Source organism: Romboutsia sp. LXY-2, assembly GCF_056171995.1.
Genome location: NZ_JBKFGI010000001.1, coordinates 960,167 through 984,598, shown reverse-complemented (window position 1 = coordinate 984,598; position 24,432 = coordinate 960,167). Strand labels below are relative to the sequence as shown.

17 protein-coding genes and 1 other annotated feature are annotated in these 24,432 nt (G+C 29.9%); of the genes, 16 read left to right on the top strand and 1 reads right to left on the bottom strand.

From position 1 onward, the window contains the following. Window positions 1–83: 83 nt before the first annotated feature. From ACI48P_RS04810 to ACI48P_RS04740, 15 genes are all read left to right on the top strand, one after another. Window positions 84–2,561: a S8 family serine peptidase gene (locus ACI48P_RS04810; RefSeq protein WP_475213993.1), complete on the top strand. Its 2,478-nt coding sequence runs from the start codon at window positions 84–86 to the stop codon at window positions 2,559–2,561. A 20-nt stretch (window positions 2,562–2,581) separates the two neighbouring features. Then, complete coding sequence (locus ACI48P_RS04805; RefSeq protein WP_475214158.1) at window positions 2,582–4,219, top strand: S8 family serine peptidase; 1,638 nt, start codon at window positions 2,582–2,584, stop codon at window positions 4,217–4,219. Window positions 4,220–4,342: 123 nt separating this feature from the next. Then, window positions 4,343–6,025, top strand: a complete 1,683-nt coding sequence (gene cspC, locus ACI48P_RS04800; RefSeq protein ID WP_475214156.1) for a bile acid germinant receptor pseudoprotease CspC — start codon at window positions 4,343–4,345, stop codon at window positions 6,023–6,025. A gap of 109 nt (window positions 6,026–6,134) precedes the next feature. Further along, complete coding sequence (gene spoIVA / locus ACI48P_RS04795) at window positions 6,135–7,607, top strand: stage IV sporulation protein A (RefSeq protein WP_475213991.1); 1,473 nt, start codon at window positions 6,135–6,137, stop codon at window positions 7,605–7,607. A 424-nt stretch (window positions 7,608–8,031) separates the two neighbouring features. Next, complete coding sequence (locus ACI48P_RS04790) at window positions 8,032–9,516, top strand: alanine/glycine:cation symporter family protein (protein WP_475213989.1); 1,485 nt, start codon at window positions 8,032–8,034, stop codon at window positions 9,514–9,516. A gap of 365 nt (window positions 9,517–9,881) precedes the next feature. After that, window positions 9,882–11,111: a hypothetical protein gene (locus ACI48P_RS04785; protein WP_475213987.1), complete on the top strand. Its 1,230-nt coding sequence runs from the start codon at window positions 9,882–9,884 to the stop codon at window positions 11,109–11,111. 8 nt (window positions 11,112–11,119) lie between these two features. Continuing rightward, window positions 11,120–11,821 (top strand): YggS family pyridoxal phosphate-dependent enzyme, encoded by a 702-nt coding sequence (locus tag ACI48P_RS04780; RefSeq protein ID WP_475213985.1) that lies wholly within the window; start codon window positions 11,120–11,122, stop codon window positions 11,819–11,821. A gap of 27 nt (window positions 11,822–11,848) precedes the next feature. Continuing rightward, window positions 11,849–12,316 carry a cell division protein SepF gene (locus tag ACI48P_RS04775; RefSeq protein WP_475213983.1) on the top strand — a complete coding sequence of 156 codons (468 nt, stop codon included), beginning with the start codon at window positions 11,849–11,851 and terminating at the stop codon, window positions 12,314–12,316. A gap of 15 nt (window positions 12,317–12,331) precedes the next feature. After that, on the top strand, window positions 12,332–12,592 hold the full coding sequence (locus ACI48P_RS04770; protein ID WP_475213981.1) for a YggT family protein: 261 nt from the start codon (window positions 12,332–12,334) through the stop codon (window positions 12,590–12,592). Window positions 12,593–12,601: 9 nt separating this feature from the next. Continuing rightward, window positions 12,602–13,387: a YlmH family RNA-binding protein gene (locus ACI48P_RS04765; protein WP_475213979.1), complete on the top strand. Its 786-nt coding sequence runs from the start codon at window positions 12,602–12,604 to the stop codon at window positions 13,385–13,387. A gap of 10 nt (window positions 13,388–13,397) precedes the next feature. After that, a complete protein-coding gene (locus ACI48P_RS04760; protein WP_475213977.1) occupies window positions 13,398–13,934 on the top strand; it encodes a DivIVA domain-containing protein in 537 nt (178 codons plus the stop codon). A gap of 112 nt (window positions 13,935–14,046) precedes the next feature. After that, window positions 14,047–14,277: a binding site (T-box leader), on the top strand. Window positions 14,278–14,374: 97 nt separating this feature from the next. After that, entirely contained in the window at window positions 14,375–17,482 is a 3,108-nt protein-coding gene (ileS, locus tag ACI48P_RS04755; protein ID WP_475213975.1) for an isoleucine--tRNA ligase, read from the top strand. A gap of 462 nt (window positions 17,483–17,944) precedes the next feature. After that, window positions 17,945–19,636, top strand: coding sequence for an AbgT family transporter (locus ACI48P_RS04750; RefSeq protein ID WP_475213973.1), 1,692 nt, complete (start codon window positions 17,945–17,947; stop codon window positions 19,634–19,636). Between the two features lie 277 nt (window positions 19,637–19,913). After that, window positions 19,914–21,041: a helix-turn-helix domain-containing protein gene (locus tag ACI48P_RS04745; RefSeq protein WP_475213970.1), complete on the top strand. Its 1,128-nt coding sequence runs from the start codon at window positions 19,914–19,916 to the stop codon at window positions 21,039–21,041. Between the two features lie 27 nt (window positions 21,042–21,068). Next, the gene (locus tag ACI48P_RS04740; RefSeq protein WP_475213968.1) at window positions 21,069–22,745 is read left to right on the top strand and encodes a MutS-related protein; all 1,677 of its coding nucleotides are present in this window, start codon (window positions 21,069–21,071) and stop codon (window positions 22,743–22,745) included. Window positions 22,746–22,797: 52 nt separating this feature from the next. Here the strand turns inward: ACI48P_RS04740 and ACI48P_RS04735 are convergent, their stop codons facing one another. After that, entirely contained in the window at window positions 22,798–23,358 is a 561-nt protein-coding gene (locus tag ACI48P_RS04735) for a TetR/AcrR family transcriptional regulator (protein WP_475213966.1), read from the bottom strand. A gap of 208 nt (window positions 23,359–23,566) precedes the next feature. Here ACI48P_RS04735 and ACI48P_RS04730 point away from each other — a divergent pair, with 208 nt between their 5' ends. After that, window positions 23,567–24,409, top strand: coding sequence for a DegV family protein (locus tag ACI48P_RS04730; RefSeq protein ID WP_475213964.1), 843 nt, complete (start codon window positions 23,567–23,569; stop codon window positions 24,407–24,409). Window positions 24,410–24,432 lie beyond the last annotated feature (23 nt).

The following is a 24,432-nucleotide window of genomic DNA, read 5'->3' as shown; positions in this document are numbered from 1 at the left end:
ATTAAAATGAAGTATATAAATTAGATTCTTAGGAGGGGATTAATATACCTTATGAAGTAATAGTAAAATATATTGGTGATATATTGGATATAGCTAAAAAGCTAAATATGAAAGCTGAAATACTAGGGAATAATCATGCGATTATTAGTTCTAGCAAAAAAATTGATGATGCTATATTGATGCACGATGAAATTAAAAAAATCGAAAAAACAATAATTATTACACCAAAATATCACTCTAATATTGTAAATAAAAAGGTTAAAGATATTAAGTACAGTAATAGTCTAGAAAATAATAGTAGAGACAATGTTACTTATAAAAGTATAAATATAAATGAACAGAGTGAAGAATTAGAGATATATATTAGAGTCGGTGAGAGTGAAAAGGAACTTAATATTAATCTGTACTCTGATATCTCAGGTGATTTTAAACTATATATAATCAGCCCATCAAAATTAAAATCATATACTATTTCAGCTAAATCAGAAGTAATAAAAAATATTATTGGTAATACAAAAATAAAAGGATATCTTCAAAAAATAGATCAATCTATAACAGAAAGAAGAGTAAAAATTCAAATGAGTTCAACTTCTTCAATTGAAGCTGGTATATGGAAAATAGTAATGGTTCCTAAGGGTGTAATAAGTGGAAAGTTAGAATTTGATATGCATTACTCTAAGGCAATGTCAGAGTGCACTAAACTTTTTATAATAGATAGAGATAATATAGATAACATTGACTATCCAAAAAACTGTATGGGATATGGTCATTTTAATTTAGATAAATTAGACTATGAAGAGCTATTTTTAAAAAATAACTACAATAATAATATAGTAAGAAATAAAATAAAAATCATAGAAAGTGATAAACAATTAAATTTATATAGACAAAATATAGATTTTGAAGGCTTTATACCGAGATTTGGAGTTATTCATGGTCCTGAGTTTGAGGAAGAACTTAAGAGTCTGGGGGAATCTTATAAATTATTAAACTTTGGTGATAACTTAGGAATTATATTTATAAATCCTAATACTAAAGCAAATGTAAAAAAAATAGTTTCAATGAAAGGATTTATAAAACTAGAAGAAATATCAAACCTTGCAGTATTAGGAGAGGTTAGAGAAGGTACATCCGGAGGTATTGTAGCGACAACAGAAACAGGTGCAGATTTTCTTAAAAATAATCCTAATCTTTCTATTACGGGAAAAGGTGTGATTATTGGAATAGTTGATACTGGGATTGATTATTTACACAGAGATTTTATATACCCTGATGGAACTTCAAAAATATTATACTTGTGGGATCAATCAAAAGAAGGTAAGCCACCTAAAGAATATTTAGTTGGAAGTGAGTATACTAGGGAAGACATAAATAAAGCAATAGCAGACAACGATCCTTCATTATCTAAAGATGAGGTAGGTCATGGAACGATAATCAGTGGAATATGTGCAGGTATGGGAAATATTAATAAAGCATATTCTGGTATAGCAGAAGAGTCTGAGCTCATAGTAGTAAAGGTGGCAGAGATTAGTGGACATTATAATAATGTAACTCTAGTAGCAGCTGCTCAATACATTTACAAAAAAGCATTGGAGCTAGATAGGCCTGTAGTTATAAATCTATCTTTAGGAAGTAACTTTTCAATAGGCCTAAACTCAAGAATACTATTTAATGAGGAATTTTCGCCATACCTTACAAGAGGACTATTTTTAGTTGCTGGATCAGGAAATGAAGGGAATACTGCTACACATGCTACAGGAAAATTACAATTTAATGGAGAGAGTGCTTCTATAGAAGTAGAAGTATCTGAGGAAGAGGAAAACTTAGAAATACAAGTATTGGCTAACAAACCAGACAAAATTATTGTATCTATAATATCACCAATGGGAGAGGAAAGTAAAAGTTTGGAAGTACAAGGTTATGAGGAGATAACGGGTATATTTGACTTGGAAGGCTCAAAATATAGAATAATATATATATATCCTACAGCATTTTCAGGCCAACAAGAAACTAGGATTAAAATTAGTAATGCTAGAAAAGGTATCTGGAAAATTAGACTGACAGGAGAAAATATTATTAGTGGTGTATATCATTTGTTTTTACCTAATAGGGTATTTTTGAAGCCGGGTACTAAATTCAGACAACCGGATCCTTATTATACCATCGATTTTCCTGCTTCAGCAGAAGAAGTACTGGCAGTTGGTGCATACGATACAATCAATAAAGGACTTTGGCCAACGTCATCAAGAGGTCCAACTGTAGATGGATTAAGTAAACCTTCCATAGTTGCACCTGGGGTAAATATAATAGGGCCATACCCAGGAAATAGTTATGGTACGGTTACAGGAACATCTGCAGCATCAGCACATGTGAGTGGAGCATTAGCCCTCTATTTACAATACACTTTAGTAGAAAGAACATATCCAGACAGAGCTTTTATTCAACAAGCTAGAACATATTTAAAGGCAGGAGCAGATAGAAATCCAAATAGAATATACCCAAATAATGATTATGGATATGGTGTGCTAAATATTAGAGGTATGTTTGAACAACTAAAATAAGTTGGTTTTAATAAGGAGGGATTGTCATAAATTATGAAGTTATAGTTAGATATAATGGAAATATTAAAAGAATAGAAGATGAACTAGAGGTATATATAGAAGAATTAGGATATAATTATGCAATTATTAGTTCAAATTTTGAAGAAACTTTATGTAGTTTATCAAAATACCAGGAGATAGAATATATAGAAAAACCATTTATATTAGAACCACAGGATGAGCAGAGTTATATAAATTCAGGAATAAATAATTTTAAGCAAAATAGTGGGCTGACAGGAGATGGTGTAATACTTGGTGTTATCGACTCGGGGATAGATTATTATATGCCTGTTTTTAAAAATAATAAAGGGGACACAAAAATACTATATTATTGGGACCAATCTATACAAGGAAAACCACCAGCGGGATTTAGTCAAGGAACTTTATATACTAATAAAGATATTGATAGGGCTATTAATGGAGAGTTACAAATACACGTATCAACTGTTAGTGCGCATGGTACAAATGTAGCAGGAATTTGTGCCGAGATTGCTAGTGAAGCAAGTTTGATAGTTGTTAGAGTTGGAGATATTGAAGGGAACGCTAATTCAAAAAGCACGGATATCATGAGGGCTATAAAATTTATTTTAGATAAGGGTATAGAATTAAATATGCCTGTAGCAATAAATATTAGCTATGGTAGCAATGAAGGCAATCATAAAGGAATATGTTTATTTGAAACTTATATTAACTGTATGTGTTCATATTGGAAAAATAATATTGTAGTAGCATTAGGAAATAATGGAGATAAATCACATCATAAAAATCTTAATATTAAAAATAAAAGTAAAAATATAGAGGTTGAATTTAATGTTGATAGAGGTTGTAAACAAGTTAATATAGATTTATGGCCAGATTTTGCTGATGATTTTATGTTGTATTTAGAAAGTCCACAAAATCGAAAAACTCAGTTGATATCCTTATCATCTGGAGAAGTTAAAAACATTATAGGAAAAACGAAAATTAAAGGATTTTTCTATCCTGTCTCAACTTATTTTTTAAATAGAAAAATTAATATAAATATGACTTCTGACGATTTTATAGACTTAGGTATATGGAAGATAGTAATTATTCCAGTTAATATAATGACAGGAAATATTGATATCTATATATTAGATGGTAATACGAGTAAATCAAAGTTTTTAATTCCTGATAGAAAATCTACTGTCACATCACCAGGTACAGCAGAAAATGTGATTACAGTTGGTAGTTATAACCATAGAAGTGAATTGGTATCAACATTTTCTGGAGAAGGTAACGTACTGTCTAAAGTGTTCAAGCCTGATATATTAGCTCCTGGGGAGGATATAGCACCTATATATATGCATGGTACTCAAGAAGCTTTGAGAGGAACTAGTATGGCTGCTGCTCATGTTACAGGAGTGTGTGCTCTTATTTTAGAATGGGGAGTAGTAAGAGGTAATGATAGCCACTTATATTCTCAAAAGCTAAAGTCGTTATTAGTTAAATTTGCTGAGAGAGATTCAAGATTTGAATATCCAAATAGTAGTATGGGTTATGGTAAGTTAAATTTATTAAATTTTAATATAGAACAATTAAAAGAAATAAATAAAGAGGAATGCTATTTTCGTAAACGAATTAAAAAAGCTAAAAAATAAGTTATACAATAAAAATTAATAAATATATAAATGCAAAGATAAATTATTAAAGCCAAAAAATATATTAAGATTAAATAATGAAATAGTATTTAAATAATTGAAGGAAGAGGGATTTTGAAAAGTATGGAAAAATCTTATCTAATAGTTTATGAGAGCACTAAGGAAGAGCTAGAGAAAGCTTTAAAAGAAAATAATATAGATCGATTTATTATTCTAAATTCTAAAATAGCATCAATATATACATTAAGTAATTTTGACGAAACTATTTTTTTTCAAATTGATATTATTGCATGGTGGCAAAGGTCTGAACCTATGTCCTCATTAATTAATATTACAGATAATATTGAACAAGGTCAAACTGTAGCGGCTGCATCAAACATAGAGTTTATTGATAAAAATCCATATATTAGTGCTAGTGGTAAGAATGTGATTATTGCAATTATTGACTCGGGTATAGATTACTTGCATCCAGATTTTATAAATAAAGACCGTACTACTAAGATAATGTCTATATGGGATCAGGATAGTACTAAAGGAACTCCTCCTGAGGGGCTTTTATTTGGAACTGAATTTTCTAGAGAAGAAATAAATAAAGCAATAAAAGAAAATGATTCAACATTAAGTGAGGATAAAATAGGAACAGGTACTCTTGCAGCAGGAATATGTAGTGGTAGGGGGAATTTAAACTCTAACTATAGAGGTATTGCAGTAGATAGCGAACTAGTAGTAATAAAATTAAGAGAGTACAGAGGACCTTATGATGAGGGGAAAATAAGCTATCAAACAGCTGATTTCCTTGCCGCTATCAAATATTTAGAAAAACTCGTATTGAGAGAGGATAAATATTTAATAATAAATCTTTCTGTAGGTAAGTCTCCGAGCCCGTCAATAGAAGCGTCCCTCCTTGAATCATTTGAATTTCTCAATAAACCAGGTGTAGTAATGGTAGGAGGGGCAGGAAATGAAGGTAATACTGACATACATCACCAAGGAAAAATTAAAAATGCTAATGAGTCAGGAGATGTTTTGATTCAAGTTGGAAATCAGAAAGATTTAGAAATTGTCTTATACATGAAAGGGCCAGATAAAGTAGGAGGTCAGTTGATTTCTCCATCAGGTGAAATTAGTAATGATATTCAATATTCACCGGACTATTACCCTTATTTGGGAATTTATAATTTAGAAGATACTGAATATGAAATACAGTATGTTTACCCATGGATAGAAACTGGTTATGAGAAATTTTTCATGTATTTAAAAGATGTTAAGCCAGGAGTTTGGACGTTTAGAGTTAATCCAGAATTTATTATAGAAGGAAACTATGATATTTATATACCTAATAAAAAAATGATTTCTTCAGATACAAGATTCCTTGCTCCGGATCCTGCATCTACTATAAGTTCTTATGCTACTTTGGAGAATGTAATAACAGTAGGAGCATACAATGATGTAATAGATAGTATGTGGATTGGATCATCTAAAGGACCTTTGGAAGAAGGAAGGATAAAGCCTGATATTGTTGCACCTGGTGTTGATATAATTTCAACATATAGAGGTCAGACGTATAATACAGGAACAGGTACAGGTGTTAGTAGTTCTATTGTAAGTGGAGTAGTTGCGGTTTTAATAGATTATCTCACAGAGCAACAAACATATACAGAAAATACAGTATATACTGCAGTGCTTAAGACGTATTTAATCCTTGGGGCAACTAAGATAGATATATATAAATATCCGAATCCTACTCAGGGGTATGGAATATTGAATCTGCAAAACACCATAGTAGAAATATCGAAAATATTATAAAAATAATTAAAGAATAACAATTTATATAAGTTTAATTTATATTTTTGTAATATTAAATCCTTATCATAAATATAATTTACTAAGAAACCATATGCAGGAGGGAAAAAGGATGAACAACATATACGAGGACATAGCTAAAAGAACTCAAGGTGATATATACATTGGTGTAGTAGGGCCTGTAAGAACAGGTAAATCAACATTTATAAGAAAGTTTATGGAAAAGCTTGTATTGCCAAACATAGAAAATGAGTTCAAAAGAGAGAGAACGCAAGATGAGATACCACAAAGTGGATCAGGTAAAACAATAATGACAGTTGAGCCAAAATTTATTCCAGCAGACGGAGTAGAAATAAAATTAAGAGACACTGTATCTCTAAAAGTAAGAATGGTAGATTGTGTTGGATACATAGTTGATGGAGCACTAGGCCATCAGGAGGATGGAAAACAAAGATTGGTGTCAACTCCTTGGTCACAAGAAGCGATGACTTTTGAAAAAGCAGCTGAAATAGGTACTAAAAAGGTTATTAGAGATCACTCTACTTTAGGTATAGTAGTAATAACTGACGGTTCTGTAACAGGAATAGAAAGAAAGAATTATGTAGTTCCTGAAGAAAGAGTAATAAATGAATTAAAATCTCTAAACAAGCCTTTTGCAGTAATACTAAATACTTTAAATCCATATAGCGAAGAAACTAACCAACTAAGAAGCGAGCTAGAGGATAAATATCAAGTTCCAATAGTTCCTTTAAACGTTGCTGAGATGGAAGATGAGGACATAGAACAAGTTATGGAAACTGTATTATATGATTTCCCACTAAATGAAATAAGAATAAATTTACCTAAGTGGGTAGAAAGTTTAGAAAGAAATCATTGGATAAAAAATAACATAATATTTACATTGAAGCAAAGTATAGCTGAAATAGGTAAGATTAGAGATGTAGAAAGTATAGTAGCTGGTTTTTCTGAATTAGAATTCTTAGATGATACAGAAGTAGATAATGTAGAGTTAGGAGAAGGCGTAATAACTATAGATCTAAGCACTAAGCAGGATTTATTCTACAATGTACTAGAAGAGAAAAGTGGATTTAAGATTGAGGGAGACCATCAATTATTAAGTCTTATAACTAAGTTATCTAGAGTTAAAACAGAGTATGACAAGGTTGAAAGTGCACTTGTAGATGCCAAGACTAAGGGATATGGAGTTGTTGCTCCATCATTAGATGAGCTTACTTTAGAAGAGCCTGAAATAATGAAGCAAGGAAAGCAATATGGAATAAAATTAAGAGCAAATGCTCCATCTCTTCACATAATTAAAGCTGATATATCTACTGAGGTTTCTCCGATAGTAGGAAATCAAAATCAAGGTGAAGAAATGATAAAATATTTAGATGAGTTAATGCAACAAGATCCAAGTGAGATCTGGGCATCTAATATGTTTGGTAAATCTCTACATGATTTAGTAAAAGAACAATTACAAAGTAAATTATATACAATGCCAGAAGAAATAAGAGTTAAGATACAAAGAACACTACAAAAAATAATTAATGAAGGAAGCAGTAACATAATAACTATCTTATTATAATAAAATGAAAAATATCATAGTAATTAATATTATTGTTTATCTTAACTAAAAATAAAAGCACTATACATAAAAAAGGTTAAATAGTAAGCTGATTTAACCTTTTTTACGTATAAGGAATTATAATAGCTCACAATATTTATAAAACTTATGCAACCAAGTAATACTAATACACATATCTCATGACGCACTTCTATGTATTAAAGTTTGATTATCGAGTAATTTCATGCGATTAGAATTATGAATATTAAAAAAATTAAAAATTTACAGAAAATATAAAGGAAAAAGTAATTTAATATAGAAAATATTAATAAAGAGTCAAAAGTCTATAGAACCTAACAATAGAATAATTTCATAATGCAAAAGCACAAAGGGGCTTAAGTCTCTAAATATGGGTATTATAAAATATTAATTTAGGGGGTAATTTATGGAAGGATTTGTTACAGCACTCAATAACATCATATGGAGTAATGCACTAGTAATTTTATGTTTATTAACAGGTGTTTATTTCTCATTCAGAACTAAGTTTTCACAAGTAAGACACATTAAAGAAATGGTAACATTATTATTCAAAGGTGAAAAATCAGCAGAAGGTATATCTTCATTCCAAGCATTATGTACAGCACTAGCAGGTCGTATAGGTACAGGTAACATAGCAGGTGTTGCAACTGCAATAGCTATGGGTGGTCCAGGAGCTTTATTTTGGATGTGGGCTATAGCATTCTTAGGAGCAGGGTCAGCGTTTGCAGAATCTGCACTAGGGCAAATATATAAAGAAGAACATGAAGGACAATATCGTGGAGGTCCAGCATATTATATTGAAAAAGGTCTAGGAAATACAACTTTCTCTAAATGGTATGGTATATTATTTGCGATAGTTACGCTTATAGCAGTTGGAGTCTTATTACCAGGAGTACAATCCAATTCTATAGCTACAGCTATGAATAATGCATTTGGAATAAGCACAACAGTAACAGCAGGTATTTTATTTGTATTATTGGCACTTATAATATTTGGAGGAATAAAGAGAATTGCTTCAGCAGCAGAATTGATAGTTCCTATTATGGGCGGAATATATATTATTATGTCTATAGTTATAATAGTTGCAAATATAACTCATGTTCCAGATATATTAGCATTAATATTTAAATCAGCATTTGGTGCTGAAGCCGCATTTAGTGGAATTATAGGTTCAACTATAGCTTGGGGAGTAAAACGTGGTGTTTATTCAAACGAAGCTGGGCAAGGAACAGGACCACAAGCAGCATCTGCAGCAGAAGTTAGCCATCCGGCTAAGCAAGGTTTAGTTCAAGCATTTTCTGTATATGTAGATACGTTATTTGTATGTTCAGCAACTGGATTTATGATATTAATGACAGGAAGTTATAACGTCCAAGATGCTGCAGGCGGTTATATAGTTGAAAATCTTCCAGGAGCAGAAATTGGTCCAGCATATACTCAAACAGCAGTAGATACTTTATTACCAGGTAGTGGATTTGGTTCAGCATTCGTTGCAATAGCGTTATTCTTCTTTGCATTTACTACAATAATGGCATACTACTATATAGCAGAAGTTAACTTAGTTTATATAACTAAGAAACTGAGTGGTGGAAGTAGTAATAAGATAGCTACAAATATATTAAGAATAGCATTGTTAATAATGGTAGTATTTGGATGTGTGAAAACAGCAGAACTTGCATGGACTATGGGTGATATAGGTGTTGGAGGTATGGCTTGGTTAAATATAATAGCAATATTATTATTATCTAACACAGCTATGAAGTGTTTTAAAGACTATGATCAACAATTAAAAGCAGGAGTTCCAAGAGAAGAAATTAACTTTGACCCTGTTAAATTAGGAATAAAAAATGCTGATTTCTGGGTAGAAAGAAACAAGCAATCAGCTAAATAGATATAGATAAATAAAAGAGTTGTGTAGTTGGCCGCTTCGTCGGGATATATAGGTTACCTTCCATGCAGGCAAAATGGCGCCTGCAAATGTCAGGATACATATATATCCTACTTTCGCTGGTGAACTTCACAACTCTTTTTGTGTGGAGGAATAAACGCTATTAACAGCATCATTTGGAGTAATGCACTTATAATTTTATTTAAATAATATAAGACAAAGAACACTACTGAATTTAGGGTACTTAATAAAATACTCTGATTATGTAGTGTTCTTTTTATTGAAATTTGCGAAGAAATAGAGGAAATCCAATCATTCTGAAGAATTATTAAGTTAGAATTAAACTACAGAGATTGTGAGGTGTTGTCTTGAGAAAAATAAAATACTCTAGGTTGGTTACTCTAATAATATTTGTATATATACTTTTTCAGTTTGGGCTAAATGCTTTTGCAAAAAGCATAGATACTTTGGTGCTAGAGAATGAGCAAATTGAATTTAAACTTAACGCTAAGGGGCTATTAGTAAGAGAGGAACATGTAGTATATTCGAACAGTTCAGGTAAAGTGGAAACCTTAGTAGATGAAGGCGAAAAAATAGCAAAATCTCAAGAGGTAGCCACAATATACTCTGATAAAAAAGATGTAGAAACAGTTAAAGAAATAGAAATGCTAAACGAAGAAATAAATGCACTTAAAAGTGGAGAAAAAAATTTTTCTAGTGAAGAAATAACAAAACTTAATAATGAAATTGAGGAAATTAGCACTAGAATACAATTAAGCTTATTAAATCAACAATACAATGAAATTAGTAGCGATAAAGAAGCTTTAGATAGTATTATAGAACAGAGAAATAGGCTGTTGAATAATGATATAGATACCAAAAAGCTTGAGACTAAGGAAAGTCAAAAAAAGATATTAAGCACTAAGTTGGAGAAAAATACTTCAACGCTAAGTTCTGAAATATCAGGTATAGTTTCTTTTAAAGTTGATGGGAATGAAGAAAAGTTTACTTTGGACAAGTTGTCTCAATTAACTAAAAAAGATATACAAAATACCGATAATAACTACAGGGAAATAAATACATCAGATTCAAATGTGAAAAATAAAGAACCAATACTTAGATTAATTGATAATAACAATATGTATATGGCTATTTGTGTTGAAAAATCCAAATCAGAAAAATTCGATTTAAATAAAAATGTAAAATTAAATTATAAGGACGATGTGATAAGTGCGAAAATTGATAATATATACGAAGATGGGCAGAATACTATAGTTATATTTAAAATTACTAGCCAAAATATTGGAATTTATGATACAAGAGTGGAAGAATTTGATATAATATATAAGCAAATAGATGGTTTAAAGATACCAAAGACATCAATAGAAGTTGTAGATGATACTCAAGGTGTATATGTTGTAAATCAAGAAAATAATGATTCATACTTTGTAAAGTTAGAAGGAATAGTTTATGAAGATGATGAGTATGTTTACATAGATTACTACAACAACAAAGTAAATGGTATTAACAGTATAAATTTATACGATGAGATAATTTTAAAACCCAATAGTATAAGCAAAAATATAAAAATAAAGTAGGTGGCATAATGGGATCTATTAAAGAAAATTTATGTATTATAAGAAAAAATATGGAAGATGCAGCAAAAAAAGCTAATAGATCAAGTGAAGAAATTACTTTATTAGCAGTCACAAAAACTGTAGATGTTGATGCAGTAAAAGAAGCTATGGTAAATGGTGTAACTTCTGTAGGCGAAAATAAACCTCAGGAATTAGCTAGAAAGTATGATGTTATAGGAGAAGACCTTAAGTGGCACTTAATTGGAAGTCTCCAAACTAACAAAGTTAAGTACATAATTGATAAGGTGGATATGATTCATTCTTTAGATAGAATAGCATTATGTGAGGAAATTCAAAAGCGTGCTGAAAATATAGATAGAATAATTAACTGCTTAGTTCAGGTCAATATATCTAAGGAAGAAAGTAAACATGGTTTAGAAGAAAAAGGTGTAGCCGATTTTGTAAAGACTGTTTCACAAAATTATAAAAACATACACATAAAAGGTCTTATGACTATGGCACCTTTCACTGAAAATGAAGAAAAAGTGAGAAATGTATTTAAAGGTCTTAAAAATTTATCTGTAGAAATAGATAAGTTAAATATACCTAACGTAGAAATGAAAGAATTATCTATGGGAATGAGCAATGACTATGAAATAGCAATAGAAGAAGGTGCTACTATTGTTAGAGTTGGAACATCAATTTTTGGAGAAAGAAACTACAACAAATAATAAAACTTATTTAAGGAGGATACGAATATGGGAGATGGAATGTTTTCAAAAATTAAAAATTGGATAGTTGATGATGAAGAAGATTACAATGAAGATGAGTATGAAGAGACTGTAGAATCTGAAGAAGAAGAGGAGTTAAGCAGTCAACTTAATGCAATAAGCAGTGCAAAAGCTAGTAAAATTGTAAATATACATACTGCAGGTCAAATGAGGGTTGTAATAGTTGAACCTAAAAAATATGAAGAGGTTACTCAAATAGCAGATCATCTTAAGCAAAGAAGAGCAGTTATAGTTAACCTAGAAGGTTTATTAGAAGATGCTGAAACTCGTAAATCTATATTTAATTTCATGCATGGTGCAGTTTATGTTTTAGAAGGAAGTATGCAAAAAGTTTCTAAGGCAATATTTATACTAGCGCCAAATAATGTGGATATAGATGCAAACATGAAAAAAGAGTTAGAAAGTAAGGCATTTTTCCCTTGGCAAAATAAATAATAAAGGGGTATAAATATGGGTACGATAGGATTTGCGGTATATAAACTATTAGATTTGATATCTTTTTTGATAATAGTTAGATGTATTATGTCATGGGTTCCGGGTGGAACTCAAAATAGGGTTTATGAAATAATTACTACATTGACTAATCCTATAGAAGAGCCTATTAGATCTGCTATGTACAAGTTTATGAATGGGCCTGTTGATTTCTCTCCAATAGTAGCTATATTACTTGTTAGATTAGCTCAGAGAGTCATAGTAATGATGATGTATTAAGGTGAATAAATGGACAAGTTAAAACTTACTAATCATATTAAAGACATTGACCTTAAAAATAAGATGTTTAAGATTATAGACAAAGCTAATAGTTGTTTAAAAAACTATGATGTTAAACAAACAGAGTTTTTAAATCCTTTCGAGGTTAAAAATGCTATTGCCATCTTAAATTCAGAAAGTGATTTAAAATATACTGTTGATGGTGGTTATGAGAAAGCAGAAAGAAGCACTATATTCATATATCCATTTTATATGGACTATGAAAATATAGAAAATAATCTTAGATTTATTCAAGTTGAAGGTAATTTTAAATTTAAAAGTATATCTCATAAAGACTATCTAGGTGCAATTCTGAATCTAGGTATAAAGAGAGAAAAAATTGGAGATATAATAATACATGAAAATTTCTGTCAATTAATAGTTAGTGAAGATATATGTGATTTTATTACTATGAATCTAGAAAAAGTATCTAGAAATAATGTTAATGTTAAAGAAATTAGCAGAAATGAAATTTCATATAATCCTCCAAGCTATAAAGATGTATCTTTTACGGTGTCTTCAGATAGATTGGACTGTATAATTAGTGGTTTATACAATATATCTAGGCAAGATAGTGCAAAATACATTAATGGTGATAGAGTACATGTGAATTATGAAAAAATAGATTCTCCATCTAAGATAATAGAAGGTGGTTCCTTACTATCTGTTAGAGGTAAGGGGCGTGCTATTGTAAGTCAAATAGGAGATTTAACAAAAAAAGGCAAAATAAAAATCCAAGCGAAGATAATAATATAGGAGGGGAATAATGCTAACTCCAATAGAAATAGAAAACAAAGATTTTAAAAAAGGTTTAAGAGGATATAAAGAAGAAGAAGTAGATGAATTTTTAGATATTGTAAAAGAAGATTTTGAAAAGTTATATAGAGAAAATTTAGACCTTAAAGAAAAGATAAGACTATATGAACTTGAAATAAATAAGTATTCTAATATCGAGGAAACTTTAAAAGCTACTTTAATAACAGCTCAAAGTGCAGCTGAAGATACTACTCATGCGGCGAATACAAAAGCTAAAATAATAGTAGAAGAAGCAGACTTAAAAGCAAGACAAATAATAGAAACAGCTAATAATCGTGTTATAGAAATAAGAAAAGAGTACGATGAATTAGTAAAAGAATTTAAGATATTTAGAAACAAGTTTAAGTCTTTAATAGAAGATGAAATGAGAAGTATAGATGAAATATTCTATGATGTAGATGAAACTTGTAAAAATCCTTTTGAAACTACAAGTATATATACTTTAGAGGAAACTGAAACAGGTGAAGCTGCAGTAACTCAAGAATAATTTAGAAAAATTAATTCGTAATTAGTTAAATTATAGTAAGTTTGTAATATTATATTGACTATTCAAACAATTTAATATAAAATCTACTATTATATATAAATTAATTAAAACATCAAAAGCGATGATGGAGACAGTAGTCTTTAGATAATTTTACAGAGAGTTGGGTAAGCTGAGAACCAATAAATTTATAAAGATGAATATCACTCCTAAGCTGCAGGCTGAACGGTTATACCTATTAAGCTGTGCCGGGTAATGCCGTTATACAATAAGAGTGTTGTGTGTATTATTATTTTATAATGCATACAAAATTAGGGTGGTAACGCGATTAATACTCGTCCCTTTTTATAGGGGACGGGTTTTTTTATGTTTAAAAAAGATTAGCTTATATTAAATATGCTAACAATCATTAATATAATAATCATTTAGGAAAGGGTGATAGTATGGCAAAGTTTAAGCCACTAGTAGATAGCTCTGTAAAGCAAGCAGAAGCTGAAGTTTCAAAGTATTGGAATGATATAAATATACTTGAAAGAACATTAGAAAAAGGTGAAAATGATCCAAGTTTCGTATTCTACGAAGGACCACCAACAGCTAATGGTAACCCAGGTATACATCACGTTATAGCTAGAACATTAAAAGACTCTGTATGTAGATATCAAACAATGAACGGATATCAAGTAAAGAGAAAAGCTGGATGGGATACTCATGGTTTACCAGTTGAGATACAAGTAGAAAAGGAATTAGGTTTATCTGATAAGCAAGAAATAGAAAACTACGGAATAGATAAATTCAATGAAAAATGTAGAGCTTCTGTTTTCTCTTTTGAAAAGCAATGGAGAGAAATGACAGAAAGAATGGCTTATGAAATAGATTTAGATAATCCATACATAACACTAGATAATAACTATATAGAATCTGTATGGTGGATATTAAATAAGTTCAATAAAGAAGGATACATCTACGAAGGACATAAGATACTTCCTTACTGCCCAAGATGTGGAACAGGTCTTGCTTCACATGAGGTTGCTCAAGGATACAAGGAGATAAAGAACAATACTGTAGTAGCTAAGTTCAAGAGAAAAGATGCTAACGAATTCTTCTTAGCGTGGACAACTACTCCTTGGACATTACCTTCAAACGTTGCTTTAACAGTAGGACCAGAAGTTGACTACGTAAAAGTTAAGCAAAATGATGAAGTATACTATGTTGCTAAGGCTTTAGCTAACAAAGTATTAGGTGAAGATTATGAAGTGTTAGCAGAAATGAAAGGTAAAGATTTAGAACATATAGAATATGAACAATTAATGCCTTTCGTTGAAACTGATGAAAAAGCATTCTTCGTAACTTGCGGAGATTATGTAACTACTGAAGATGGTACAGGTATAGTTCATACTGCGCCAGCATTTGGTGAAGATGACTACAACTTAGGTAGAAAATACGGATTACCAGTATTACAACCAGTTGATGAAGCTGGTAAGTTTACTACTACTCCATGGGAAGGTAAATTCGTTATGGAAGAAGGAGTAGACGTTGAAATAATAAAATGGTTACATGCAGAAAATAAATTATTCAGCAAGGAAAAAGTAGCTCATAACTACCCTCACTGCTGGAGATGTCAAACTCCACTTGTATACTATGCTAAGCCAAGCTGGTATATAGAGATGACTAAGTTAAAAGACCAATTAATAGCTAATAACAAGACTGTTGAATGGTATCCAGCTTTCGTTGGAGAAGGAAGATTTGGTAACTGGTTAGAAAATTTAAACGACTGGGCTGTATCTAGAAGTAGATACTGGGGAACTCCACTAAACATATGGAGATGTGAATGTGGACACAAAGATTCTGTAGGTTCAAGAGCAGAACTTGCTGAGAAAGCTGTAGAAGATGTAAACCCAGAAACAGTAGAATTACACAGACCATACGTTGATAATATACATTTAAAATGTGAATGTTGTGGAAAGCCAATGACAAGAGTAACTGACGTTATAGACTGTTGGTTTGATAGTGGAGCTATGCCATTTGCTCAACATCACTACCCATTTGAAAACAAAGAAAACTTTGAACAATTATTCCCAGCTGATTATATCTGTGAAGGTATAGATCAAACTAGAGGATGGTTCTATTCATTACTTGCTATATCTACATTTGTTATGGGGAAAGCTCCATACAAGAAAGTACTTGTAAATGACCTTGTACTTGATAAAGAAGGTAAGAAGATGAGTAAATCGAGAGGAAACACAGTAAATCCTTTTGAGTTATTTGACCAATATGGAGCGGATGCTTTAAGATGGTACTTATTATACGTATCACCACCATGGACTCCAACAAGATTTGATGTAGATGGATTAAAAGAAGTTCAAAGTAAGTTCTTAGGAACAATGAAAAACGTATATAACTTCTTCACATTATATGCAAACACTGATGATATAAACCCAAGCGAATTCTTTGTTGAATACAAAGATAGACCAGAGCTTGACAGATGGATATTATCTAAGTTTAACAACTTAAAGAAAGAAGTTGAAGAAAACTTAGCAATATTCGAATTAAACAAAACAGTAAGAATGGTACAAGACTTTATAAATGAAGATTTATCTAACTGGTATATAAGACGTTCTAGAAGAAGATTCTGGGCAACTGAATTAACTGAAGATAAGAAATCAGTTTATAACACAACTTATGAAATATTAACAGAGCTTTGTAAGTTAGTAGCACCATTTACACCTTATATAGCTGAAGAAATATACAGAAACTTAACTGGTGAAGAATCAGTTCACTTAACTTCATATCCAAAAGCTAATTTAGACTTAATAGACAATGAATTAGAAGAAAAAATGGATTTAGTTAAGCACTTAGTTACTTTAGGTAGAGCTTCAAGAGAAGCTACAAGAATAAAAGTACGTCAACCAATACAAAAAGTTTTAGTTGATGGTAAGTTTGAAAATACTATAAGCGACGTTGTAGACTTAATAAAAGAAGAACTTAATGTTAAGGATGTTGTATTTGCTAAAGATTTAGGTGAATACATGAACTTTAGTTTAAAGCCAAACTTCAAAGTATTAGGGCCGGTTCTAGGACCTAAGATGAAATTCTTTGCTGGAGCTTTAAATAAGCTAGATGCACAAGATGCTGTGCCTAAGTTAGAAAATGAAGAGGCTTTAACAGTAGATATAGATGGAGAAGACTTCGAGTTTAATAAAGAGCATGTTTTAATAAACATAGCTGCTAAAGAAGGATTTAACGTATCTATGGAAAATAACTTATTCGTTATATTAGATACTACATTAACTAATGAGTTAATAGAAGAAGGATACGCAAGAGAGTTTATATCTAAGATACAACAAATGAGAAAATCAAGCAACTTTGATGTATTAGATAACATAGTTATAGACTTCTGTGGAGATGAAGAAATAGCTAAGGCTGTAGCTAACTTCGATGACTATATAAAATCTGAAACTTTAGCTTTAGAAATAAACAGAGTAGAAGATGAATCTTTAGAAAAGCACAACTTAAATGACCATATGACTGGTATAAAAGTTGTTAGAAAATAGTTAAATAATTAAATTAAATAAAATTTAAAAAATGATAAAACTCCTCATAGATAAAAGTATTAATACTCATCTATGAGGAGTTTTTTTATGTATAAGGGAACTAGTATATCTAATAATCTATGCATGTTATTATGTTTATTTAACTAAAATATGAAATTATATTATAAAATCATTCAATTATGAAAAGATTTTTAAAATACAAACTTTAATAAATATTGCTAAAATTACTAAATACGTGAAAAATTAAAAAAGATAAGCAAATAGACTTAAAAAAAGTTAGGAAAACATTATTTTGTGATTATAAAATAAAGTTTTGAGAAAAATGACCCACATTAAATAAATGAAAACTTAGGAAACTAAGTATAAAATAAGGAAAAATGTAAAAACAATGTATTTTTTATCGTTATATGTTAAAATATTTTATAGGCATAATAATTAAATATACAAAAGGAGGAGTAAAAAATGGATTTAAGCATGAAGAAAAAAGATCAAAAGAAATCTGGCGGATTCATGGACGCAATCGAGAAACTTGGAAATAAGTTACCTCACCCAGTACTAATGTTCATATATATATCAATATTTGTATTAATAGCGTCTGCAGTACTAGGAAGTTTTGGTGTAGTTGCAAAAACGCCACTTGGAGAATTCCCAATTAACAACTTATTAGGACAAAAGCCAATAGAAGTATTAAAAGTAGGGGCTGGTGGTGCAGTTGTATCGGAAACATATTCAAACGGACTATCATACATCATAGGTACAGGTATAGCTAACTTTATGAATATGTACGCAATAGGTACAATATTAATAATAATGTTAGCAATAGGATTAATGGAACAAAGTGGATACTTAACAATGTCAATGAAGAGTATAGTTAAGGCTACTCCAATGAAGCTTGTAACACCAGTTGTTATATTCTTAGGGGTTATGTCAAACTTAGCTTCAGATGCAGGATACGTTGTTTTAATACCACTTGCAGCTTTAATGTATTATACATTAGGTAGACATCCTTTAGCAGGACTTGCAGCAGGCTTTGCGGGGGTTTCTGGAGGATTTAGTGCAAACTTATTCGTGTCTTCAACAGACGCTTTATTATTACCATTCACACAAGCAGCAGCAGAAACAGGGGACGTTCTTGCAGGAACAGCTTTAGCTGGTGGATTATCAGTAACTAGTAACTTATTCTTTATGATGGCATCTACTGCTGTAATAATGATATTAGGTACTTTAGTTATAGACAAGTATGTTGAACCAAGATTAGGTCAATACAACAAGAGTGAAGCCAATGTAGAACCAGATCATGAACCTTCTGCTCAAGAAGTATCTGCATTCAAATTCACAAATAAGATAATGTTAATAATAATAGGGTTAATAGTATTAACAGTATTACCTATAGATAAAAATAACACTATACCTATAGTTGGAGATTTATCATCTACAGTTGGTATAACAAGTGTTGGAGAAGATGGAAGATTAGCATTAACTACTGTTGATAAATTCTTAGATACTTTATTCTTCAAAGGTGACATGATAATCATGTTAATGTTCGTAATATTTGGAGCTAGTGGGCTTTTATACGGATTTAAATCAGGGAAGTTTAAGAAATCTCAAGATATAGTACCTGCAATGGTTAAAGCTATGGCTGATATGGCTCCGATAATAGTTATATTATTCTTCGTAGCTCAATTCTTAAATTACTTTAACGACTCTCATTTAGGTGTATTAGTTGCATCTTTAGGAGCTGAGCTAGTTTCTATGATACCTACAGATAGCCAATTCTGGACTATGGTATTAATGGTTGCATTTATATTCTTAACTGCATTCGTAAACTTATTTATGGGTGGAGCTTCATCTAAGTGGGGATTACTTGCACCTATATTCGTACCAATATTAATGGTAGCAGGATTTACGCCAGCAGGGGTACAATTAATATACAGAATAGGTGACTCTGCTACTAACGTAATATCACCATTAATGAACTACCTAGGTGTTATAGTAGTATTTGGACAAAAGTATAAGAAAGATTTTGGTGTTGGTAACTTAATATCAACAATGATGCCAATATCTATGGCTTTCTTATTCGGATGGACTATATTTGCTATAATCTGGGCGCTAGTAGGATTACCAATAGGACCAGGAACAGCATTCTTTATATAAGTAATAAATTTATACAAATAAGTATAGTTTGATAAAATAAATAGCCTTAGTACAATATAAAAATTGTACTAAGGTTATTTTTAATTGTTTTTAATTTTTAGGCATATAATTAAAACGTGTAAAGAGGTTACATGTAAAATATAACTTAACCAACAGTTGATTTTTAGTAGTATAAGTTAACTTTAACTCCATTGTTACATATACCCTTTTAATATATACTTAAAACATATAATGGCAAAGAGGATAAAATATATTTTTATATAAAAGGGGAGTAAAAATGGGAAAATTGCAAATAGGAGAAGTTATTCAAACATTAAGAAGAAAAAATAAAATAACACAAGAGCAATTAGCAAATTATATTGGTGTTTCAACAGCTGCAGTATCAAAGTGGGAGAATCAATCATCTTATCCAGATATTGTAGTATTACCTAAGTTAGCACGTTTCTTTAATGTTACAATAGATGAGCTTATGGATTATAAAGTAAATATTACTAATGATGACATATCTAATATATTACGAGAATGTGAAGAATTAATAGCAAGTGAGAATTTAGAAGAAGCTGTAATATTAGCAGATGAAAGTATTAGAAAATATCCGTCAAGTTACTTACTAAAACATAAATTAATACATGTATACGATATGTATATTACGTTATCAAATGACAAGAAAAAGGCACTAAATATAAACATTAGAAGTATAGAAATACTTAATGATATTATAGAGAATAGTGACAACATTGATTTAAGAGAAGCATCTTTGTTTCACTTAAGCTCTAAGTATATATCATTAAGTGAACTAGAAAATGCAAAAAAGTGTTTACTTAAAATACATGTTCCAGAAGTAGATCCAAATACAATATTACCAAGTATCTATTTAGGGCAAGGTAAAATAGAAGAGGGAAGAAAATTACTTCAAAATAATTTATTAAATTCATTTATACAGATGTACTCTAGTTGTAGTATACTAGCTGCTACTTATTGTGATTACAGAGCAGAGTCTGATAAAAAAAACTTAGATATAGAAAAAGCTAAGCAATATATAGATTTATCAATAAAAATTAAAGAAGTTCTTTATGCAGAAGATAAAAGTTTTATTCCCATGGATTCAAATTATTTAATGTTAGCTAAAATATATATGAATAGTAAAGAAATAGAAAAAGCAATAGATTGTTTAAGCAAAATATTAGATGATGCAAGAAAGTTTAATAAAGATTGTTTATTTAATAGCAATGAAATGTGGTGCTTTGACTATTTACCTGATGGAGAACCAATATGTACCGATGAAATATTAAATAAAACTTATGAAAATTTAGCTAATGTAATTGAAGTAGAGTTAAGTGAACTAAAAAATAATGAAGGGTATATAAGTATCCTTGCAGAAATAAAAGAACTAAGTAAAGGATAAATTTGGTTTTATAAAAAGGAGATATTTATGGAAGAAATTCTGAAGTTTATAGCTGCTGTAATGGGTATATTTTTAATATCAGCTGTGTTTTCATTGTATGAACATACAAAAAAGCTTAAATATATAAAGAAAAATATAGAAGAAGATTACGGAAAAGAAATAGATATTGATGATGTAATGACAAAAATGAATAGTGTATCAAACTACTTTAGAAATAGTGATAATAAAAATAGTCATTATATAGATGATATAACATGGAATGACTTAAATTTAGATGATGTATTTAAAAAGATTAATAATACTCAAAGTACAGCAGGAGAGGAAATACTATATGATATATTAAGAAATCCTGTTTTAGATGAGAATTCTTTGAAGAAAACAGATAACTTAATAGAGTACTTTAGTAAAAATGAAAAAGAGAGAAAAGAGATACAGTATATTTTGGGAAAGTTAGGAAAGTCAAGGTTACCTTACATATCTAATTGTCTTTATAATGAAGATGATTTTAGCGATAATAAATTACTAAAATATAGAATATTATCATCTATTCCTATAGTGAGTATTTTATTAATGTTTATTAGTAAGTACTTTCTAATATTGTTAGTTTTATCAATACTCATAAATATTTACATAAGTCAAAATAATAAAAATAAAAATTATAATGCTGATGGATTTAGCTATATTATATCTACGGTTAGAAGTGCAGAAAAGATAAAAAATATGGGGCTAAGCTATATTGATGATAATCTACATGATATAGATGCGAGTATAAAAAATGTACAAAGTATTAAGAAGAAATCAATAAGAACATCTTCAGATTCTATAATGTCAGACATTGATATAATTTCAGAATATACAAACATAATTTCTCTTACAGAACTAATAAATTATGAAAAAGTTAAAAATACATTAATTAAATACAAAGAAGATTTTAAAAATATTTATGAGTATGTAGGAAAGATAGATGCATTAATTGGAGTAGCTTCATATAGAGAAAGTTTAGATTATTATACAAAACCAGTTTTTACAACGAGTAGAAATAAAGAAGAGAATTATTTAGAGTTTGTTGATATTTATCATCCTCTTATAAAAAATCCTGTAGCTAATAGTGCAATTTTTAATAAAAATGTTTTATTAACTGGATCAAATGCATCTGGTAAATCTACATTTATAAAATCAATAGCAATAAATGCAATCTTATCCCAGACAATATACACTTCTTTGGCTAGAGAGTATAAGTCACCTTACTTTAATATTTATACTTCTATGGCACTTAAAGATGATATATTTAGTAATGAAAGTTATTATATAGTTGAGATAAAATCTTTAAAGAGGATATTAGATAATATAAATGACAAAGTACCTTGCCTTTGTTTTGTAGACGAGATATTAAGAGGTACGAACACCGTTGAAAGAATTGCTGCATCTAGCGAGGTATTATCTTTTTTAGGTAATAGTAACTGTATATGTATTTCAGCTACACATGATATAGAGTTAACTTCTATATTAGAAGAAAAGTTTGACAATTATCACTTTGAAGAGGTTATAACAGATACAGATGTTAAATTTGATTATAAACTTTATGAAGGTAAATCAAAAACAAGAAATGCAATTAAGCTATTAGGTCTTATAGGCTATGATAATAACATTGTTCTAAATGCAGAAAATAGAGCAAGTGATTTTTTAGAAAATAAAGCATGGTAGAGGTGACCACATATAAAAAACTGTCTTAGATTAAGACAGTTTTTTTTGTAAATTAAGCCCAGTGATTAATTAAAAATTCTGCAATATCTTCAAATGGTATTTCTTCTGTTTTTAATAAGCTTTGGACTACAAGACCATCAACTATAGATACAAGTAAGAATGATAGTGCATCTGAAGAGCCAGTAATATTTAATGTTTTTTCTATTTCACTTTTAAGTGTTTTTCTCCACTCAATGTAATTTAGCATAATTCTGTCTTTTAAAGAGTCATTTCCTGTTATAGCCTCGCAAAGGAGATACATATGTATCCTACCTGTACCCTTAATCTTAGAAATTTTATCTAATATAGCTTTAATCATATCTTCTTTAGAATGTTCCTTACTTACATCTTGAACACAGTCAAGAACTGAGCTTGTTATTATGCTTAAATGTGCATCAGCTATTTCACCGACCAAGTCATCTTTTGAAGAATAATGATAATATAGAGTACCCTTGCTTATGCCAACAGCCTTAGCAATATCAGCCAGGCTGGTATTTTTTATACCTTTTTCTGTAAATAATTTTGTAGCAGCTAACAAAATAGTCTGCTTCATATTTGTGTTATTTGGTTTCATATAATCAACCTTTCCATACAAAGAAACATTAATAAATCAATATTATTATAAATGTGTAAAAATATATTGTCAATAAAGCTAAATTCCTACCATTTTATAATATTACATTTATATTGACTTTTTAATCATTCCAGTATAAAATTAAATTAAAATAATCAGTCGGTCGGGCGACCGACATCTTTAGAATGGAGAAATGAGGTAAATATTTATGAAGAAAATAAAATTAATTACGGATAGTTCTTGCGATTTACCAATTGATATAATAGATAAATATAACATAGGGATAATAGGTCTTAATGTTAGCTTTGGAGAAGAAAGCTTTATAGGTGGAGTAGAAATAGATAATCAAACATTCTACAAAAGAATGAGAGAAGAGAAAGATCTTCCAAAAACATCATGCCCTTCACCAGATAGGTTTATGAATTTATTTGATTGTGAAGAGGAAAGTGTTTTAGTAATAACATTAACGTCTAAATTATCTGCAACATACTCTACAGCAGTACTAGCTAAAGATATGTATATAAGTGAATATGGAGAAAAAGATATAAGAGTATTAGACTCTACTAGTGGTTCTGTAGGAGCAGGGCTTTTAGTAATAAAAGCAGGACAAATGATTGAAGAGGGAAAAACTATTGATGAAATAACTTCGGAAATAGAAAGACTTAGAGATGAAATAGTGTTCTTTGGAGCTCTTGAAACTCTTGAAAATGCTATAAAAGGTGGAAGAATAAATCCTTTAGCAGGAAAGTTAATAAATGCACTAAACTTTAAGGTGATAATACATGTAACTGATGGTTTAGTTAAACCTGTAGATAAAGCAAGGGGAGAACAGGGTAGCTTAAAGAAGGTATTAGAAAAAGTTAATAGTGGATCACCAGACATGAGTGGAAAAATATTAGCTATAGGACATTCTAACTGCTTAGAAAAGGCTTTAAAAGTAAGAGCAATTATGGAAGAGAAACATAAATTTGATCAGGTTGTAATAAGTGAAGTTGGTTCTGTAATGGGAACATATACATCTGAAGGAGCTATATTAGTAGGGGTATTATAAATCTAGCTCTAAACCACAAATGA

Excerpts from the sequence above, each read along its gene's own strand:
- cspC (WP_475214156.1), top strand. The coding sequence starts at position 4,343 with ATGGAAAAATCTTATCTAATAGTTTATGAGAGCACTAAGGAAGAGCTA.
- spoIVA (WP_475213991.1), top strand. The coding sequence starts at position 6,135 with ATGAACAACATATACGAGGACATAGCTAAAAGAACTCAAGGTGATATA.
- ACI48P_RS04790 (WP_475213989.1), top strand. The coding sequence starts at position 8,032 with ATGGAAGGATTTGTTACAGCACTCAATAACATCATATGGAGTAATGCA.
- ACI48P_RS04780 (WP_475213985.1), top strand. The coding sequence starts at position 11,120 with ATGGGATCTATTAAAGAAAATTTATGTATTATAAGAAAAAATATGGAA.
- ACI48P_RS04775 (WP_475213983.1), top strand. The coding sequence starts at position 11,849 with ATGGGAGATGGAATGTTTTCAAAAATTAAAAATTGGATAGTTGATGAT.
- ACI48P_RS04770 (WP_475213981.1), top strand. The coding sequence starts at position 12,332 with ATGGGTACGATAGGATTTGCGGTATATAAACTATTAGATTTGATATCT.
- ACI48P_RS04765 (WP_475213979.1), top strand. The coding sequence starts at position 12,602 with ATGGACAAGTTAAAACTTACTAATCATATTAAAGACATTGACCTTAAA.
- ACI48P_RS04760 (WP_475213977.1), top strand. The coding sequence starts at position 13,398 with ATGCTAACTCCAATAGAAATAGAAAACAAAGATTTTAAAAAAGGTTTA.
- ileS (WP_475213975.1), top strand. The coding sequence starts at position 14,375 with ATGGCAAAGTTTAAGCCACTAGTAGATAGCTCTGTAAAGCAAGCAGAA.
- ACI48P_RS04750 (WP_475213973.1), top strand. The coding sequence starts at position 17,945 with ATGGATTTAAGCATGAAGAAAAAAGATCAAAAGAAATCTGGCGGATTC.
- ACI48P_RS04745 (WP_475213970.1), top strand. The coding sequence starts at position 19,914 with ATGGGAAAATTGCAAATAGGAGAAGTTATTCAAACATTAAGAAGAAAA.
- ACI48P_RS04740 (WP_475213968.1), top strand. The coding sequence starts at position 21,069 with ATGGAAGAAATTCTGAAGTTTATAGCTGCTGTAATGGGTATATTTTTA.
- ACI48P_RS04735 (WP_475213966.1), bottom strand. The coding sequence starts at position 23,358 with ATGAAACCAAATAACACAAATATGAAGCAGACTATTTTGTTAGCTGCT.
- ACI48P_RS04730 (WP_475213964.1), top strand. The coding sequence starts at position 23,567 with ATGAAGAAAATAAAATTAATTACGGATAGTTCTTGCGATTTACCAATT.